Genomic DNA, 19194 nt, shown 5'->3' on the forward strand with positions numbered 1-19194 from the left:
GTTAAGCTTCCTCTGTCAGCGCTTCGACACTGAGCAATTGCGCGCCATCACTGACAAGTTCACCGCTTTGGAAGTAGAACTCTGCCACGACACCATCAAACGGTGCTTCAATAGTGTATTCCATTTTCATGGCTTCCATGACTAGTAAGCCTTGTCCTTCAACAACCTTATCGCCAACGTTGGCTAAATGAGTCACAACTGTACCATTCATAGGGGCTTTTAACTTATCGGTGCTGTCGACTTCATCTTCAGCGACTTGCGCTGCTACTGCTGTAAATTGATAACTACCAGTACTTAAGAATAGGGTGAAATTATCTTTGTTATGACTAACAGGGACTTTGCTCTTATGACCATTAACTTCAGCGTGCAACACATCGTCTTGAATTGAACCAGCCAGTTTCAATGCTTGTCCATTTAACCCAAGGTGCAAGGCATGGCCTAAATCTGTAAATACTAGGTTGTGCAGTACTTGTTCTTCATTTTCAGTGGATTTATGTTGCAGCGCTACGTGATGCACACTGGCGCTATTTAACCTAAAGCCACTCACTTGGCCCCAAGGAGAATATGGGTCATCGCTATTTGTTGCGTTGATTTGCGCCGCTTGTTGTCTTGCCAGTACTTGGTATAACCCTGCTAACGCAAGTGCATTGGCAGATTCATTCGTGACATCACCAATCAAGCTGTCGCTATAGCGCTCAATAAAGTCGGTGCAAAAGTCGTTCGCTACAAAAGCAGGGTGTTCAGCGATATTGGCTAAAAATTCAATATTATGTTTAAGGCCGCCAATTTGGTATGAGCTCAATGCGTGAGTTAACCTTTGCAGGGCACGTGGGCGTGACTCATCCCATACAATCAGTTTAGAGATCATTGGGTCATAAAAGTTACTAATGACATCGTTTTCTCTAATGCCTGAGTCAATTCTTACATGGCGATTTTCATCAGGTTCACGCAAAAAGTTAAGTTTGCCCGCAGCGGGTAAAAACTCATTGTGTGGATCTTCAGCGTAAATACGTACTTCAAAGGCATGACCATGTATGCTTACTTCATCTTGTTTGAGCGGTAAATCACTGCCACTGGCGACCATAAGCTGCCACTTAACTAAATCTTGGCCAGTGACCATTTCGGTAACAGGGTGCTCTACTTGCAAACGAGTATTCATTTCCATGAAGTAAAAGCTGTCGTCAGTGTCTAATAAAAACTCTACTGTGCCAGCGCCGACATAATCAATGGCTTTTGCTGCAGCAACCGCAGCTTCCCCCATTTGTTGGCGTAAAGCATCAGATAAACCAGGTGCAGGCGCTTCTTCAACCACTTTTTGGTGACGACGTTGAATAGAACAGTCACGGTCAGATAAATAAATTGTATTGCCTTGTTTGTCGGCAAACACTTGCACTTCAACATGGCGAGGTTGGCGTAAATAACGCTCCATCAGTAATTTATCGTTACCAAAGGACGACGCGGCTTCACGGCGCGCTGAGTTGATAGCCTCAAGTACTTCACTTTGACTTTCAACAATGCGCATGCCTTTACCACCACCGCCAAAAGCGGCTTTGATCAACATGGGATAACCGACTTTCTCAGCTTCAACCAGTAAAGTCTCATCGGTTTGGTCGTCGCCATGATAGCCTGGTACTAGGGGGACGCTGGCGTTACCCATAATTATTTTTGCCGCACTTTTACTGCCCATTGCATCAATTGCATCACTGCTTGGGCCGACGAATTCAATACCATTTTGTTCACAGCTTTTAGCAAATTGCGCATTTTCAGATAGGAAACCATAGCCCGGATGAATAGCTTGTGCGCCTGATTGCTTGGCAATCTCAATGATTAAATCGCCTTTTAGATAAGAGTCCGCGGGGGCGCTACCTCCTAGATAAAATGATTCATCTGCAAGTGCAACATGGCGTGCTTCGCGGTCAGCATCAGAATAAAGAGCCACGGTGCGGATGCCCATTTTCTTAGCGGTTTTGATGATGCGACAGGCAATTTCACCGCGGTTGGCAATTAATAATTTGGTAAACATTATTTGGCTCCTTGTGCATTTGCACGGGGGTGCTGCCAAGCTGGCGAGCGTTTTTCAAAGAACGCATTAAGCCCTTCTTGGCCTTCATCTGATACTCTGATTCGGGCAATTTGTTCGCTGGTATAAGCCAACGTGGCATCGTCAATTTCACCGTCTTCTAAGTGTGAAATTAAGCTTTTCGCCCAAGCCATCCCTTGTGGGCTATTGGCTTTAAATGCGTCGATAAATGGCTTTGCCGCAGCGTCTAAATCATCATTAATTTCGTGAATAACCTGATGAGTTAGCGCAACTTCCGCACTAAAACGCTCGGCTGTCAGCATATATCGGCGTGATTGACGGTTGCCCATGGCGCGAACGACATAAGGGCTAATGACCGCAGGAATAAGGCCTAGCTTGACTTCGCTTAAACAAAAACTGGCTCGCTGATTGGCTATCGCAATGTCACAGCAGCAAATTAATCCAAGTGCCCCACCAAATGCCGCACCGTTAACAAGTGCGATGGTTGGTTTGCTGAATTTGTCTAGGCAATGCATTAACTTGGCTAATTCATTGGCATCAGCTAGATTTTGCTCAAAATCCATCTTGGCTTGCTTACGCATCCAATTGAGGTCGGCGCCGGCACTGAAATTTTTGCCATTGGCGTTCAGTATCAATACCTGACAATGGCTGTCCTGATCAAAATGCGTGATGGCTGTGATCATTTCATTGATCATGACTTCATCAAACGCATTGTGTTTTTCGGCGCGGTTTAAGGTTAATTTGGCTACGCCATCATGTATTTGGCACTCAATATGTTGATAATTGCCAACATCTAGGTTTGCTTGATTGTTATTATTCATTGTGCATTTGCCCATTACATACGGAACACACCAAACTTGGTGTCTTCAACTGGTGCATTAAGTGCGGCTGATAAGGCTAAACCAACAACATCGCGGGTTTGTACTGGGTCTATGATGCCATCATCCCATAACCGGGCGCTGGCGTGGTAAGGGTGACCTTCTTTGTCATATTGCTCAACAATTGGCTTTCTGAATGCTTGCTCTTCTTCATCTGACCATTGTTGCCCTTTGCGAGCGAGACCATCGCGGCGTACGGTAGCGAGCACACCAGCTGCTTGTTCACCGCCCATGACTGAGATACGTGCATTTGGCCACATCCACATCATGGTCGGCTCAAATGCGCGGCCACACATGCCATAGTTTCCTGCACCATAACTGCCACCAATAATCACAGTGAATTTAGGCACACTGGCACAAGACACTGCAGTTACCATTTTGGCGCCATGTTTTGCAATGCCTTCATGTTCGTATTTCTTACCGACCATAAAGCCGGTGATATTTTGTAAGAACAGCAGCGGGACTTTACGTTGACAACAAAGCTCAATAAAGTGCGCCCCTTTTTGTGCTGATTCAGAGAACAAAATACCGTTATTGGCCACGATGCCCACAGGGTAACCATGAATGCGAGCAAAGCCGCATACGAGTGTACTGCCGTAATTGGCTTTAAACTCGTCAAAATCAGAGTCATCGACTAATCTGGCGATGACTTCTTTCACATCAAATGGTTTTTTCAGATCTGTTCCGACAATGCCGTATAGCTCATTTATATCGTATTGAGGCGGCTTAACTGGGCTAAGCTGTGCCGCAATTTGCTTTTGATGGTTGAGGCGAGAAATAGACTTGCGTGCTAGCTCTAATGCATGATCGTCATTTTGAGCCATATGATCCGCGACACCCGAAATTTTGGTGTGTACTTCTGCGCCGCCGAGTTCTTCAGCAGAGACTTCTTCGCCGGTAGCCGCTTTCACCAACGGTGGGCCAGCTAAGAAAATCGTACCTTGTTCTTTAACGATAATTGACTCATCTGCCATGGCGGGTACATAAGCACCACCTGCGGTACAAAGTCCCATTACGACTGCAACCTGAGGAATGCCTTTGGCTGACATTTGGGCTTGGTTGTAGAAAATACGACCAAAGTGATCTCTGTCTGGGAAAACTTCATCTTGGCGAGGCAAGTTCGCGCCGCCTGAATCAACCAAATAGATACAAGGCAGGTGACAGCGCTGTGCAATATCTTGAGCTCGCAAATGCTTTTTAACGGTAATCGGATAATAAGTGCCGCCTTTTACTGTGGCATCGTTGGCAATAATCATGCACTCAACACCGCTAACTCGGCCAATGCCTGCAATCACACCTGCAGCAGGGACTGCTTCGTCGTAAACTTCATAGGCAGCGAATTGAGAGATTTCTAAAAAAGGTGAACCAGGATCCAGTAGTTTTTCTACCCGCTGGCGTGGCAAAAGCTTACCGCGTGATAAGTGGCGTTCACAGGCAACGGGACCACCACCTTGTTCGATTGTTGACAGTTTAATTTTAAGATCGTCGACTAAGGCGACCATGTCGTCATGTTTGGCCTTAAAATCGTCACTGCGGGAATTAATACGGCTGCTGATTTGCGTCACAATTCATATCCTTAATGATGTTAGTGAGGCGATGTGCATGGCTGAGATCAATGGGGGACGCTCAACCATGCTCGCAACACTGGCATGTGGCTAAATGTTTGTGCCTGTTAACCTGTCATGCTAGTTAACGTCAGTTGTTAACTCGGGGGCTAACTTTTACGGCCTCTGGCATGTATTGGCCAACATTCATAATGGGAGCTGATTTCGCTCCCGATATTTGATTTCTTGGCTATTTAGTTTCGTTAAATAATTCGCGGCCAATTAACATGCGGCGAATTTCAGAGGTGCCCGCTCCAATTTCGTATAACTTGGCATCTCTAAGTAGTCGACCCGTAGCGTACTCATTGATATAGCCATTGCCACCGAGTAACTGAATCGCGTCTAATGCCATTTTTGTGGCCAGTTCTGCACTGTATAGAATCGCACCAGCGGCATCTTTTCGAGTCGTTTCACCACGATCACACGCTTGAGCAACATTGTAGATATAGGCTTTGGCTGCATTCATGCCGGTATACATATCAGCAATCTTGCCTTGAACAAGTTGGAATTGACCGATTGATTGGCCAAACTGCTCACGTTCGTGGATGTATGGTACAACGATGTCCATGCACGCATTCATGATGCCTAAAGGGCCACCTGACAGCACAACACGCTCATAATCAAGGCCACTCATTAGCACTTTTACGCCATTGTTCAGACCACCAAGAATGTTTTCTTCTGGTACTTCACAGTCTTCAAAAACCAACTCACAGGTATTAGAGCCACGCATGCCTAGCTTATCTAGTTTCTGCGCAGTGCTAAAACCTTTAAAGTTTTTCTCTACAATAAATGCTGTTATGCCGTGCGGACCTTTATCGAGGTCAGTCTTAGCATAAATCACCAAGGTGTCAGCATCAGGGCCATTGGTGATCCACATTTTATTGCCATTGAGGATGTAGCGATCACCTTCTTTGCGGGCGTGTAGTTTCATCGAAACCACATCTGAACCTGCATTGGGTTCACTCATGGCTAATGCACCAATATGCTCGCCACTTACCAATTTAGATAAGTACTTGGCTTTTTGCTCTGCATTACCGTTACGGTTAATTTGGTTTACACACAGATTTGAATGAGCACCATAACTTAAGCCTATGGATGCTGAAGCGCGTGAGATTTCTTCCATCGCCACAACATGAGCTAAGTACCCCATGTCTGCACCGCCAAACTCTTCAGGAACTGTGACACCTAATAATCCCATTTCGCCAAGTTTGGGCCACATGTGATTAGGGAATGCATTGTCTTGGTCCACTTGTGCGGCGATTGGGGCTATTTCATTGCTAGCGAAGCTGTGAACTGCGTCGCGTAGCATGTCGATATCTTCGCCTAGGCCGAAGTTAAGGCTTGTGTAGAGTTGGCTCATTGCTTGTGTCCTGTTAAAACTATTTATGACCCCACGCACTATGATTGGCGTTTAGGGGATTGAAGGTCTTTATAATTATTATTTATTGGTTTGGCTGTCTTCGAGGGCAGCTTTACATTGTTGTTCTGCGGAATTAAGTTCCATTAGCACCACTTTAATGTCGTCCATTTGCTGTTGCAGTGAGGCTTTTTTCTCATGTACTAGTTCCAGCATAGTGTTGAGCTGAGAGGTACTGCTTTTATCTGCATCATACAGTTCAAACAAGCGCCGGGTTTCTGCCAATGAAAAGCCTAGACGTTTACCGCGCAAAATCAGCTTAAGACGGACTCTGTCTTTTAAGCTGTATATGCGAGTTTGGCCTCGACGTTTAGGTTTGATTAACCCTTGATCTTCATAGAAGCGGATACTACGAGTCGTGATATCAAACTCTTTTGATAAATCACTGATTGAATATGTGGATTGACTAGAGATATTCGCGGCCATCTTAATCCCAAAAATGTTTCTTTTGTTGCAAGATATATGAAGTTTACGTAAAGGTAAAGTTTGCCTGTTTTTATTTCAATGTAAAGTGTTAACTCAAGTTGCCATATTGCTTCTCATCCCTGTGTTTACAGATGATTTGGCTACCTAATCATTTTTTTCATGTTTGGTTATTATCCCTTTGTCTAATAGGGGCTTTGTATGAGTTTTGTTCATAATCAGATTTGGATGAATGAATTTCATGGAGAGGGTTATGAGCGATTCTGGGACAATGGTAGAGACAGGTGTCGTCGCGGGTATTGGCAGTCAATTACATCAACAATCGATTTCAGAGCCTGAAAAATTCTGGGCAAATGCTGCCGAAGCGATCAGTTGGGATACCAAAGCGCATAAGGTGTTAGATGATTCTCGTAAACCATTTTACCAATGGTTTAGTGGTGGGGTGATGAATACCTGCTATAACGCGGTAGACCGTCATGTTGAGGCTGGGCGAGGTGAGCAAGTCGCGTTGCAGTATGTGAGCCCAGTGACACAGAATCAATATTCCATTTCCTATGCTGAACTACAACAACAAGTGAGTCGTTTAGCTGGTGCGATGCAAAAACTGGGTGTAGTTAAAGGGGATCGGGTGGTGATCTACATGCCAATGGTGCCTGAAACCGCCTTTGCCATGTTAGCCTGTGCGCGTATCGGTGCTATACACTCAGTCGTATTCGGTGGTTTTGCGGCTAATGAGCTTGCCACCCGTATAAATGATGCTAAGCCGAAATTAATTCTGTCAGCTTCGTGCGGTATTGAGCCATCTGGGGTTGTTGCATATAAACCCTTATTAGATGAAGCACTTAAACAGGCAACGCATGAGGTGGGGCATTGTGTCATTTTGAACCGGGTACAGTATCAAGCTGAATTTCACGGTACCCGTGATGTGGATTGGCAACAAGCTGTAGCTGAAGCGCCTTTTGTGGATTGCGTACCCGTAGAGGCCACTCATCCGCTTTATATTCTTTATACATCCGGCACAACGGGTCAGCCTAAAGGGGTGGTACGCGATAATGGTGGCCATGCCGTGGCGCTTGCTTGGTCGATGAAACACATTTATGACATTGAAGCTGGTGATGTGTTCTGGGCTGCATCAGATGTGGGTTGGGTTGTGGGCCACTCATACATTGTCTATGGACCATTATTAGTTGGCGCAACTAGCATTATCTATGAAGGTAAGCCAGTTGGTACACCTGATGCTGGGGCTTTCTGGAATACAATATCGCGCTATAAAGTGAAGAGCTTTTTCACTGCGCCAACTGCGATACGCGCCATTAAACGTGAAGACCCAGATGGACTTCTCATTAAGCAAGTTGATTTAACCTGTTTAAAGCAGGTCTTTCTCGCAGGGGAACGTTGCGATCCAGATACCTTGATTTGGACACAAACTCAGTTGAATAAACCTGTGATTGATCATTGGTGGCAAACTGAAACGGGTTGGCCTGTGGCTGCTAATTTAATGGGCGTTGAACCTATTGCCGTTAAACCGGGCTCGCCAGCAAAACCTGTTCCGGGTTATCAAGTTGAAGTATTAGATGCAATGGGAGAACAAGTTGCTGCAAATGAAAGTGGCAATGTTGTGATCAAACAGCCTTTGCCACCAGGCACATTAACTACCCTTTGGCAAAATGAGCAACGTTACTTAGATAGCTATTTAAGCATGTACGATGGTTATTACCTCACAGGTGATGCTGGTTATATTGACGAAGAGGGTTACCTGTTTATCATGAGCCGCATTGACGACATTATTAATGTTGCAGGTCACCGTTTATCAACGGGACGCTTTGAAGAGGTATTGTGCCAGCATGATGCAGTTGCTGAAGCCGCTGTAATTGGTGTTCAAGATAAACTCAAAGGCCAAGTGCCATTGGGGTTAGTGGTGTTAAAGAACGGGGTTACTCTTGAAGGGGAAGAATTATATAAACAATTATTATCCCTAGTTCGTCAAGAAATCGGTCCTGTTGCGTCATTTAGATTAGTCAGCGCTGTTCAAAAGCTACCGAAGACCCGTTCAGGTAAGATTTTGCGAGCCACTATGCGTAAAATTGCTGACAATCAGGAATACACAGTACCGGCGACCATTGAAGACCCAGTCACGCTTGATATTGTACAGAACGCGTTAACCCGCATGGGGTATGCCAAAGCAAAAACATGTGAAGTGAGTTAATTTTCATTCATTCTAGAAAAAGCACCGAATTGCGGTGCTTTTTTATATTCAGCTCTAAACTCACCTACTTCAGTAGGTGGTTATCATCCGATAGAATTTGCCTGTAATTTTGCTTTACATGACTTGCTAAATTGAGATTGAGCCAGCTATGCAATGATATTTAAAGCACGCAGCAAGCACATTCATGTTCGGTCAACGAAAACATCCATGTTTTCAACGACTTTAAATATCATCGATTTTATATGCTATTGAGGTTATAAAATAACTGAAACGCCCCCCTTTGAGGGACACACAAAACCAGTTTTTCAGAAGGAGGATTGTTTACTTCTGCTTCAAACAATCGTACCCAAATTTATCGCACTTGGACTATAGTTTAGTATTTGCTGCTCAGAGGCGTAAATTGAACGGTTAACCCTTAACAATTTTAATTGTCATACCAGTTGTCATGTTTTAACAACAACCGAGTCAATCATCAGTAAGTTACTGATAGTTATACTGTGGAAGCAGTTTACTGTGTATCTCTATAATTAGCACAAGAGTTGCAATCGTATGTAGTGAGTTAATTAACTGGTAATTTTGTTACATAAATCGCTATAATTGCGCCCCAGAAAGAATGCTTAAGCATCAAACTCTGTGACCTGCGGATACTAAAAATACATGAATAATCACACCCAGCTTGCTCAAATCGGGGTTATTGGCCTTGGTGTAATGGGTAAGAATCTTGCCTTAAACATCGCTGATAATAACTATAAGGTCGCTGTTTTTGACCTCGACAACCAAAAAGTTAGTGCAGCCCTTGCTCAAGAACAACTTGAACGCCCTCAAAGCAAACCTGCCAGAATGCATGCCTGTAATAATCTTTCAGAAATGCTAGCAAATTTAACTTCACCTAGAGTCATTGTGTTATCCATTCCCGCTGGAGCACCTGTTGATGGTGTTTGTCAGGGGTTAATTGAGGCAGGTATTGAGCAGCAAGATATTGTTGTCGATACCGGCAACAGTTTGTGGACCGATACGGTTGAACGTGAAAAACAGTACAAGAACAACTTTAAGTTTTTTAGTTCTGCAGTTTCTGGCGGTGAAGTTGGTGCGCGATTCGGTCCATCCTTGATGCCAAGTGGCGATGCTTCTGCATGGGAGTTTGTTGCACCTATTTGGCAAGCGATTGCAGCAAAAGTTGACCCTGAAACTGGCTTACCCATAGAGCGATTTGAACCTGGCAACCCAGTGACAGAAGGTGAGCCTTGCACCACCTATATTGGCCCTGCTGGTTCTGGCCATTATGTGAAAATGGTGCATAACGGTATTGAGTATGCGGACATGCAGCTCATCTGTGAGGCATACCAGTTACTGCATGATGGTTTAGGGATGTCGGCTTATGACATTGGTAATGTATTCAAGCAGTGGAATCAAGGCAGCTTAAATAGCTACTTGATGGGGATCAGTGCAGAAGTGTTACAGCAAGCTGACCCGATGACTGGTAAGCCTTTAGTTGAGATGATTCTAGATAAAGCAGGGCAAAAAGGCACGGGGCTTTGGACTGCTGTGAGCAGTTTGCAAATTGGTTGCCCAGCACCAACGATTGCTGAGGCTGTTTATGCTAGAGCTGTGAGCACCCAAAAGTCGTTGCGGAAGCAGCTGCAGCATAAGCTACTAGGCCCAAGTGAAGCACCTTTAGCTGAGCATGATAAAGCGAGCTTTATTGCACAGTTGGAAGATGCCCTGTATTGCGCAAAAGTATGCAGCTATGCGCAAGGGTTCCAGTTAATGGCAATGACAGCCAAAGAACAAGGTTGGAGCCTTAACTTTGCCGAAATAGCCAAGATATGGCGTGCGGGTTGTATTATTCGCGCGACATTCTTGCAATCTATTACTGAGGCGTATCAACAAGATGCAGATATCGCTAATCTATTAATGGCTGATAGCTTTAGTCAAAGCTTGTCGTTAAAGCAAGGTAATTGGCGCAAAACAGTAGCAGCCTCGATTTTATCTGGTATTGCCATCCCTTGTATTAGCTCTGCTGTGGCTTACTATGACAGCTATCGTAGTGAGACCTTGCCGGCTAACCTGCTACAAGGTCAACGAGACTTCTTTGGCGCACATACATTTGAGCGTATCGATAAACCTGCAGGTGAGAAATACCATGTAGATTGGAGTCACCTACAACGAGCTTTGACAAAGGTTAACTAGCAGTCAGTAAAGAAGAATGATGTGATAATAAAAAACGCTTCCAATGAAGCGTTTTTTATTTAATGAATAAGCGTATTAGGTATTAGTGAGGTAAAGTAAACAAAATACCCGCACTGAATAGTGCGCTGAAAGTCATGGTTAGCTTGGCAGTTTGCCCTAATATAGGATTAAGTGCTTCGCCTGTATTATCTTGGAATGCTTGACTTAACCGTCTTGCAATCACAAAAGAAACGCCTGCGAGTAACACAGGTAAGCCTTGTAAAAAGCCCAGTAAAAAGCCGACGATGATAATCACAAAGGGCATAAAAACAAGGCTTTGATAAAGCAGCTTCGATTGAGCTTCGCCAATTCGCACGGCAAGGGTATTTTTACCCGCTTTGGTATCAGTATTGATATCGCGAGTGTTATTCACCAGCATAATGGCAGCGTTAAAAAAGCCTATTGCACTACCGAGTAACCATGCCGATAAGCTAGTGTCACCCGCTTGAATAAAATAGCTACCCACAACAGCAACGAGTCCGAAAAAAACAAATGCAGCGACTTCACCTAGGCCGTGGGAGGCTAATGGGTATGGACCACCACTGTAACAAAGCGCGCCCAATATGGAGGCTACAGCTAAGATAGCAATCGGCCAGCCGCCATGAATGATGAGGTAAAAGCCCACGATAAAAGCGAGTACTAAGCATAGAACCATGGCATTTCTCACCGCGTTTGGGCTGAGCATACCGCTTTGAGTTACACGTACAGGGCCTAAGCGTTCTTCAGTATCAATACCGTTTTTAAAATCAAAATAGTCGTTAGCTAAATTAACTGATATTTGTAATAAAATACCGCATAACATTGAGATACCGGCAATTAGCCAACTGAATTGCTCCAGCTCTAACGCCAACATGTTACCAATTAATAATGGGCCTATCACCGCCGGTAAAGTTCGAGGGCGAATGGCTAAAAGCCATGAATTCATAATGGGTGAATTGTCAGTTACTTGTTTAGGGATACCTGATAGTTTATCAAAAAATGAAGCAAAATGTTGCAATGAAAAAGTGCGCCTTATCACCAAATTAAACACAAATATGCTTGCTTAGGCACTAATTGAGTAAAGGGTTATCTAAAAGAGTGATTTGAGGTAACCTAATATTTATGTTGGTAATTAAGGTTGTAAAATGAGTCAAGTATTAGATGATTTATTGTCGTTATTATCGCTTGAGCAAATTGAGCAGGGACGGTTTAGAGGTCAAAGTCAGGACATCGGCTTTGGTCATTTGTTTGGTGGACAAGTGATGGGGCAAGCGCTGAGCGCTGCAAAAGAGACAGTCGCAAAGGATAGATTTGTGCACTCATTCCATTCGTATTTCTTGCGAGCGGGTGATGAGAAAATGCCGATTGTCTATGACGTAGAAAATATGCGAGATGGCGGTAGTTTTAGTGCTCGTAGAGTTAAAGCGATTCAAAAAGGTCGCCCGATTTTCTACATGACCTGTTCATTTCAATCGCAAGAGCTTGGCTTTGACCATCAAGCTACCATGCCCAGTATACAAGGGCCTGAAGGGCTGTTGAATCAACAAGAACTTGCAATGACGTTGAGGGATAAAGTCCCGCCAGCAGTTCTGGAAAAGTTTATGGCAGATTCGCCATTCGAAATGCGCTTGGTTGATCCACAAGATATTATTAATCCGAAAAAAATCGCGCCTATTCGCCATGTTTGGATAAAAGCGAATGGCAATATTCCGCAAGATCATTGCATCCAAGAATCATTATTAGCATATGCTTCGGATTTTAATTTCTTGGTGACAGCAGCACAGCCTCATGGCGTATCGTTTTTGACCCCTGGTATGCGGATGGCTACCATTGACCATGCTATTTGGTTTCACCGTCCATTCAATTTAGACCAATGGTTGCTGTATAGTATTGAGAGTACCAATGCTAGTGGCGGTAGAGGTTTTGTGAAAGGTCAGTTTTTTGATCAGCAAGGTAATTTAGTGGCTTCGGCGACCCAAGAAGGGTTGATGAGGATGAGCAATAAAGGAAAGTCATCATGAATATGTGGCAAAGACTAATAACTCGTACTTTGGTTTTATTTGCATTAGTCAGTTTAACTGCCTGTGTGACGGTAGAACCAGAAGAACCTGTGGTAGTGAACGGCTACGCTGGCTACCTTGAAAAAATAGCCTTACCTAAGGGCAGTGTGATTAATATTGCAGTGATTGATTTTAATACACCCGGTTCAATCATTGCGCAGAAAACGTTTGATATCGCACGTTCTCCTGTGCCTTTTAAGTTCATATTTAAAGAAGATATGATTGATAGTGATGTTGATTACGGTGTTGTAGCAATGATCACTTATGAAGGGAAAGTGATTTTTCAAACTTATGAGCGTTATGAAGTGATCAATAATGATGTGTTTACTACTGAAGTCATTATGAAAAAAGTGAAGTAATACACGCCTATTACTTTGCTTTCACTGTGGGCTTGCACTGTTTGGACATATAGCTGAGATATTTCGGCTATATGTCACACAATCACTTTGCCCCCATTGATTAATTTTAATGGCGATCAATAATTTGCTTCTTGTGTTGTTTCTGAGCTGTTCTCGTGTCTAGTGCTAAGCCTTGTGAGCCATCTTCTGTTCATACCCGTTTGATCTGGGCGCTATGCCTTGCGTCAATTGTAATTTATGTAAATTTATATACGCTACAAGGTATGTTACCGCTCATTGCGGATCACTTTGTTGTGACTGGTGCTAAGGCCACATTAATCCTCTCTGTAACCAGTTTTTCGCTGGCTTTTTCATTACTCGTATTCGCCGTTATCTCAGACAGAGTAGGGCGCTTGTGGCCGATACTCGCGAGTTTATGGTTGCTGGTGGCTTCAAATTTATTACTGGCCTTCTGTCAAGATTTTGAAGCCCTTGTGGCTGTGCGCTTGCTACAGGGTGTTTTACTTGCAGCTGTTCCAGCGATAGCCATGGCTTATTTTAAAGAGCAACTGCCTGTGGCATTCATGCTTAAAGCTGCAGCTGTGTATATTATGGCCAATAGCTTAGGCGGGATTTTTGGACGTTTGTTTGGTGGCATGATGTCACAGCATTTGGATTGGCAACAATCTATGTGGTTGATGTTTAGTGTTACTTTTGTCGGTGTAACAGTGGTGAGTTATTTATTGCCTCGCAAAGAAACGCGCGCAGATAAGCAAGAAACAGCTGTATTGGAAAAAATGAAGCAAGATATCAGAGGCTTTGTCGGCCACTTATCTGATCAACAGATGCGATTGGTGTACTTCATCGGCGGCATTGCATTTATGATGATGGTGAATCAGTTTAGCTTTATCCAATTACATTTAATGGAGTCTCCTTATTCACTGAGTCGTTTTGCGGCGACCTTGATTTTCTTGTGTTACCTCAGTGGAACAGCATCGTCGTATTTGTCTGCCAAACTGATTGTTAAGTACGGCTCATTGCTGTTGTTTAAAGTGGCACTGTTACTGATGGTGCTGGGAACCTTGATGACTTTGCATGATACGCTAATCACTATCGTGTTAGGTTTCCTCGTAACAGCCAGTGGTTTTTTCCTGTCGCACAGCTGTTGCAATTCGTTTGTGGCAATTAGGGCGACTAAACACCGAGCGAAAGCGACATCATTGTATTTGTGTAGTTACTATTTAGGCGCGGCACTTGGTGGGCCTTATTTGATGCTGTTTTGGCAACAGGCACATTGGAATGGAGTGGTTGTTGGCTCGATGTTATTGATGCTGGTATTATTCATCACTCTGTGGCGCTTAGATAAAGTGCAACAGCGGGATAAATTAGCTCACTAACAATTTGTAAAGTTTATCCAGCCAACCTTGAATATAGCTTTAATTAAACACTTATCTATGAGTTTCAGCGCTATGTTATTGGCGATTTCTCATGAATATGTACGGGTAAGGTAATTAAAAATACCGCACCACCCTCAGGGGCATTCTCTACCCGAATATCACCGTCCATTGACTCGATTATTCGTTTGGCAATAGATAATCCCAAGCCAGAACTTTGTCTATCGTGAGTGGTGTAATAAGGTTCAAAAATCTTATTCATATGCGAGCTTTTAATACCTGTCCCCGTATCTTTTATGCATAAGTGCAGTACTTTATTGATTGTGAGCTTAATCAGTAGCTGTTTACGGTGAGAGTCTTCCATCGCATGGATTGCATTACTGAGAATGTTGACTAATGTTTGCTGTAACTTAAGGTTATCTCCCCAAGCTTGGCAAAAGTCATCAGGAAGCTGGCAATCAAGTTTAATGTGCTGCTTTTCAAGCTCCGGGGTGACAATAATGATCGCATCGTTAATACACTGTTTAATATCAATAGCCTGAACATCATTAGTGGATTTACGGCTAAAGTTTTTAAATCCATTAATGATATCAGTTAGCTTTTGAGTCAGCTCAATCATGATATTGATGTTGTTACGAGCCTCAGCGTATTTTTTTCTGTCCAGCTGTTGCATCGTTGATTCAGCATAGTTTCTCAAAGCCACTAAAGGCTGATTCAACTCATGGTTCACATTGGCAGCAAAGTGGCCAACAACATTCACTTTAGCTACCTGTATCAATTCATCTTGGGTACGTTTTAGTTCGCTGTTGCTATGTTCTAATTCCTGGGTGCGTAACTTTACTTTTTTAGCCAGTACAGCTTTAGCTTGTTGACTGTGCTTTAAGTTTTTACGGCGCTCAAACCCATATAACAGTGTGAGAGCAAATACTGCATACAGAGTACTGCTTAGTAATAACGAAGAAATGAGATTCCGATTTAAGCTATCAAGAGAGGTAAATACGTGAACTGTCCATTTTGCTCTAGGCATAGTTCGGTGAACTTGCACATATTGCTGGCTTTTACCTACATCAGTAACAGTATAAACAATGGGAGTATCTTGTTGTTCTGACGAGAAAGTAGGTGAAAGAGTCAGCTCACCGATTGGCCTACCAGAGTAACGTTTAGCTTGTTTAATGGCGTAACGTTTAGCTTGTGATAAGGGAGTAAGAGAAAGATAGCGCCAATGCTCAATGCTGGAAAGGAATATGATGTTGTCAGGGTCGCTAATAAGGTATTCATCATCACTTGCAAGCGCCATTCTACGGCTTAAATCTTCAATTAGTCCGATATCAACTTTTAATACCGCCACACCGACAATGCTAGCATCATGATATACCGGAGAGGAGTAATAAAACCCCCGCTTATCAGACGATGCACCAACGGCATAGTAGCTACCTTGTTCACCTGACATGGCTTGAATAAAGTAAGGTCTAAACGAATAGTTTTGTGATATAAACGAGTTTTTTTCGCCGGCGTTACTGGCCGCAATCGTCATCCCAGCAGTGTCAATCAAGTATATTTGTGAAACTTGGGTGGCACGCTTTAAATGCAAGAAGTATTCATTGACATGTTCAATCATTTCAGCATTTTGTGGGTTATTGAGAAGGTCAATTATTTGCTGGTTTTCTGCAATAACTTTTGGTGTACTTTCATAACGATACAAAGCATCTTCAATGAACAATACCACTTCATTAAGTTGATGCTCAGCTTCAGCTGCAAGCGATTGGGTCCCTGTTTTAATATGGTACCAATAAGATACTTTTAAGCTGATAAGTAAACCAAGGATAAGTAGAGCAGTTACACCAGCATGTTTCTTTATTGTTTTTTTCAAAGCAAACGACCTCTTCGCTGGTGTGAAAATGGCTGAATGAACCGATACTGCAATATTGCACCAGCATCATAATCTAATCTTAATAGCTATCTAATATCAAGACATTAGAAAAAATACCGTTGTGACGAATGAAGATGTATAGCAGTAAATACAAGTATGGCACTTGATAGTAGGAATACAAAAAACGATAAGGATAAGAAAGTATGGTGGTCGCTACTGGGCTCGAACCAGTGACCCCCTCCTTGTAAGGGAGGTGCTCTCCCAGCTGAGCTAAGCGACCTGGGATATTCTACAGTTAGATTTCATCATTGAAATCATGGTGGTCGATACTGGGCTCGAACCAGTGACCCCCTCCTTGTAAGGGAGGTGCTCTCCCAGCTGAGCTAATCGACCTCGCTGTGTGGGACGGTATTATAGGGAGCAAGCCAAAGGTGTCAACGATTTTTCTATAAAAATATACTGGTCGAATTAAAAATGTGCGCTTTGGTGCTTTGTTAGTCAAGCTTTGAACTATTATTTTCGTGATTTTTAATATTGGATTTAGCGTTTGTATGAAAAGCATTCAGTAAGTCAAATAATGTCAGTCATGGTAATCAAAGGTGTGACTGTGTAGATAGCAATTGTGATGTGACTATTGGCAGCACAAATAAAGCCGGTATTACACCACAACCAACGTCACAAATAGCACCACAATATTTTCTTTGGCAAAGCGATATTGATTAAAGCGTTTTCAGCTATGAGATTGACTGTTAGAATAGCCGCTACTTTTTATTGCTTGTTTGCCTTCATATAGATTGGTGGACGTTATACCAAAGGTTAGTCTCTAATATGACAACTAAGACTCGTTTTGCTCCAAGCCCAACAGGCTTTTTACACGTTGGTGGTGCGCGTACTGCACTGTATTCATGGTTATATGCTCGCGCCAATCAAGGTGAGTTTGTACTTCGTGTAGAAGATACGGATATTGAACGTTCAACCCCAGAAGCTTGCGCAGCTATTTTAGAGGGGATGGAATGGTTAGGTTTAACTTGGGATGAAGGTCCTTATTACCAAACTAAGCGTTTTGACCGTTACAACGAAATTATTCAACAAATGCTAGAGCAGGGCACAGCGTATAAATGTTATTGCTCTCGTGAACGTATTGAAGCGATGCGTGCAGAGCAAGAAGCAAACGGTGAAGCAATGAAGTATGACGGTCATTGCCGTGATCATGCTCCACAAGATAATGACGCGCCATATGTCATCCGTTTCAAGAACCCAACTGAAGGTAGTGTGGTATTTGAAGACCACGTGCGTGGACGTATTGAGTTTGCTAACGATACGTTAGATGACTTAATTATTGCGCGTACAGATGGCACTCCAACATACAACTTCTGTGTAGTGGTTGATGATTGGGATATGGGTATCACTTGTGTTGTACGTGGTGAAGACCACATTAATAACACACCACGCCAAATTAATATCTTAAAAGCATTAGGTGCGCCAATCCCTGAGTATGCGCATGTATCAATGATTTTAGGTGATGACGGTGCTAAGTTGTCCAAACGTCACGGGGCTGTGGGTGTAATGCAATATCGAGATGACGGTTATTTGCCTGAAGCGTTATTGAACTATCTTGTCAGACTAGGTTGGTCGCACGGTGATCAAGAAGTGTTCTCAGTTGATGAAATGATCAACTTATTCAAGTTAGATGACATTAATAAAGCTGCATCAGCCTTTAATACTGAGAAGTTAAATTGGTTGAACCAACATTATATTAAAGAACTTGATGCCGAGTATGTTGCTAGCCACCTTGTTTGGCACATGCAGGAACAAAATATTGATACCAATAACGGCCCAGCATTAGCGGATGTTGTTTCGGCACTATCAGAACGTGCTAAGACATTAAAAGAGCTAGCTGCTTCTAGTCGTTATTTTTATGAAGACTTTGCTGAATTCGATGCCACTGCTGCGAAGAAACATTTGCGCGGTGTCGCACTAGAACCACTTAAGTTAGTTCAAGCTAAGTTAGCAGCGCTTCCAGAGTGGACTGTTGAGTCAATTCATCTAGCAATTGAAGACACTGCAGCGGAATTAGAAGTCGGAATGGGTAAGGTTGGAATGCCTTTGCGCGTAGCGGTTACTGGCGCAGGAATGTCTCCAGCTGTTGACTTGACTTTATTCTTGGTTGGTAAGCAACGTTGTGAACAAAGAATATCCAAAGCGATTGATTTTGTAGCAGACAGAATAAATTCTTAAAAAACGTGTTGACAGTTTTGGGTAGGCTGCATAGAATGCGCCTCGCAGTTGAGACATGAGGTGAGAAATTTCTTGCAGCGTATCCAATCTGTTTTAAGATATTTAGGTACGGGGCCTTAGCTCAGCTGGGAGAGCGCAACACTGGCAGTGTTGAGGTCAGCGGTTCGATCCCGCTAGGCTCCACCACTTACTTAGTATCTTTAGCGTTAAGCTTTAGCCTACAGGGTTTAACGAGTATTCACTCTCTTCAAGAGTATAAAATGAAGACTAGTGTCCCATTCGTCTAGAGGCCTAGGACACCGCCCTTTCACGGCGGTAACAGGGGTTCGAATCCCCTATGGGATACCACTTTTTTGAGTGGTTGACTGTAAAGTTAACGATTCGATAGCGTTGATGTTTAGCCTACAGGCATCAATGAGTATTCACTCTCTTCAAGAGTCTAAAATGAAGACTAGTGTCCCATTCGTCTAGAGGCCTAGGACACCGCCCTTTCACGGCGGTAACAGGGGTTCGAATC

At 43.3% G+C, this 19194-nt stretch carries 13 protein-coding genes and 4 tRNA genes; 8 read left to right on the forward strand and 9 right to left on the reverse strand.

Translation table 11 applies throughout. The features are described 5' to 3' along the window. Window position 1: 1 nt before the first annotated feature. From ACHUGF_RS05590 to ACHUGF_RS05610, 5 genes are all read right to left on the reverse strand, one after another. Window positions 2–2023 carry an acetyl/propionyl/methylcrotonyl-CoA carboxylase subunit alpha gene (locus ACHUGF_RS05590; RefSeq protein ID WP_394129791.1) on the reverse strand — a complete coding sequence of 674 codons (2022 nt, stop codon included), beginning with the start codon at window positions 2021–2023 and terminating at the stop codon, window positions 2–4. After that, window positions 2023–2862, reverse strand: coding sequence for an enoyl-CoA hydratase-related protein (locus tag ACHUGF_RS05595; RefSeq protein ID WP_394129792.1), 840 nt, complete (start codon window positions 2860–2862; stop codon window positions 2023–2025). The genes ACHUGF_RS05590 and ACHUGF_RS05595 overlap by 1 nt, the downstream gene beginning before the upstream one ends. 14 nt (window positions 2863–2876) lie before the next feature. Next, a complete protein-coding gene (locus ACHUGF_RS05600; RefSeq protein ID WP_394129793.1) occupies window positions 2877–4484 on the reverse strand; it encodes a carboxyl transferase domain-containing protein in 1608 nt (535 codons plus the stop codon). Window positions 4485–4713: 229 nt separating this feature from the next. After that, window positions 4714–5883 carry an isovaleryl-CoA dehydrogenase gene (locus tag ACHUGF_RS05605; RefSeq protein ID WP_394129794.1) on the reverse strand — a complete coding sequence of 390 codons (1170 nt, stop codon included), beginning with the start codon at window positions 5881–5883 and terminating at the stop codon, window positions 4714–4716. A gap of 78 nt (window positions 5884–5961) precedes the next feature. Continuing rightward, window positions 5962–6366, reverse strand: a complete 405-nt coding sequence (locus tag ACHUGF_RS05610) for a MerR family transcriptional regulator (RefSeq protein ID WP_394129795.1) — start codon at window positions 6364–6366, stop codon at window positions 5962–5964. A 250-nt stretch (window positions 6367–6616) separates the two neighbouring features. Here ACHUGF_RS05610 and ACHUGF_RS05615 point away from each other — a divergent pair, with 250 nt between their 5' ends. Together ACHUGF_RS05615 and gndA are read left to right on the forward strand one after the other, a co-directional pair. Further along, window positions 6617–8569 (forward strand): propionyl-CoA synthetase, encoded by a 1953-nt coding sequence (locus ACHUGF_RS05615; RefSeq protein WP_394129796.1) that lies wholly within the window; start codon window positions 6617–6619, stop codon window positions 8567–8569. Window positions 8570–9226: 657 nt separating this feature from the next. After that, window positions 9227–10759, forward strand: coding sequence for an NADP-dependent phosphogluconate dehydrogenase (gene gndA / locus ACHUGF_RS05620; protein ID WP_394129797.1), 1533 nt, complete (start codon window positions 9227–9229; stop codon window positions 10757–10759). 82 nt (window positions 10760–10841) lie between these two features. Here the strand turns inward: gndA and ACHUGF_RS05625 are convergent, their stop codons facing one another. Then, window positions 10842–11723, reverse strand: coding sequence for a 1,4-dihydroxy-2-naphthoate polyprenyltransferase (locus ACHUGF_RS05625; protein ID WP_394129868.1), 882 nt, complete (start codon window positions 11721–11723; stop codon window positions 10842–10844). Window positions 11724–11922: 199 nt separating this feature from the next. Between ACHUGF_RS05625 and tesB the strand changes: the two genes are divergently transcribed. From tesB to ACHUGF_RS05640, 3 genes are all read left to right on the forward strand, one after another. Continuing rightward, on the forward strand, window positions 11923–12798 hold the full coding sequence (tesB, locus tag ACHUGF_RS05630; protein WP_394129798.1) for an acyl-CoA thioesterase II: 876 nt from the start codon (window positions 11923–11925) through the stop codon (window positions 12796–12798). 2 nt (window positions 12799–12800) lie between these two features. Continuing rightward, entirely contained in the window at window positions 12801–13196 is a 396-nt protein-coding gene (locus ACHUGF_RS05635) for a YbaY family lipoprotein (protein WP_394129869.1), read from the forward strand. A gap of 155 nt (window positions 13197–13351) precedes the next feature. Next, complete coding sequence (locus ACHUGF_RS05640) at window positions 13352–14572, forward strand: MFS transporter (protein ID WP_394129799.1); 1221 nt, start codon at window positions 13352–13354, stop codon at window positions 14570–14572. Window positions 14573–14642: 70 nt separating this feature from the next. On the opposite strand, the gene ACHUGF_RS05645 is transcribed toward ACHUGF_RS05640, so the two are convergent. From ACHUGF_RS05645 to ACHUGF_RS05655, 3 genes are all read right to left on the reverse strand, one after another. Further along, window positions 14643–16439, reverse strand: a complete 1797-nt coding sequence (locus tag ACHUGF_RS05645) for a sensor histidine kinase (protein ID WP_394129800.1) — start codon at window positions 16437–16439, stop codon at window positions 14643–14645. A gap of 204 nt (window positions 16440–16643) precedes the next feature. Further along, window positions 16644–16719 (reverse strand) — tRNA-Val (locus ACHUGF_RS05650). 37 nt (window positions 16720–16756) lie between these two features. Further along, window positions 16757–16832 (reverse strand) — tRNA-Val (locus ACHUGF_RS05655). A gap of 435 nt (window positions 16833–17267) precedes the next feature. On the opposite strand from ACHUGF_RS05655, the gene gltX reads away from it, so the two are divergent. From gltX to ACHUGF_RS05670, 3 genes are all read left to right on the forward strand, one after another. Beyond that, entirely contained in the window at window positions 17268–18677 is a 1410-nt protein-coding gene (gltX, locus tag ACHUGF_RS05660) for a glutamate--tRNA ligase (protein ID WP_394129801.1), read from the forward strand. A gap of 110 nt (window positions 18678–18787) precedes the next feature. Beyond that, window positions 18788–18863, forward strand: a tRNA-Ala gene (locus ACHUGF_RS05665). An 86-nt stretch (window positions 18864–18949) separates the two neighbouring features. After that, window positions 18950–19025, forward strand: a tRNA-Glu gene (locus ACHUGF_RS05670). Window positions 19026–19194 lie beyond the last annotated feature (169 nt).

Source organism: Shewanella maritima (genome assembly GCF_043643735.1).
GTDB lineage: Bacteria > Pseudomonadota > Gammaproteobacteria > Enterobacterales > Shewanellaceae > Shewanella > Shewanella maritima_A.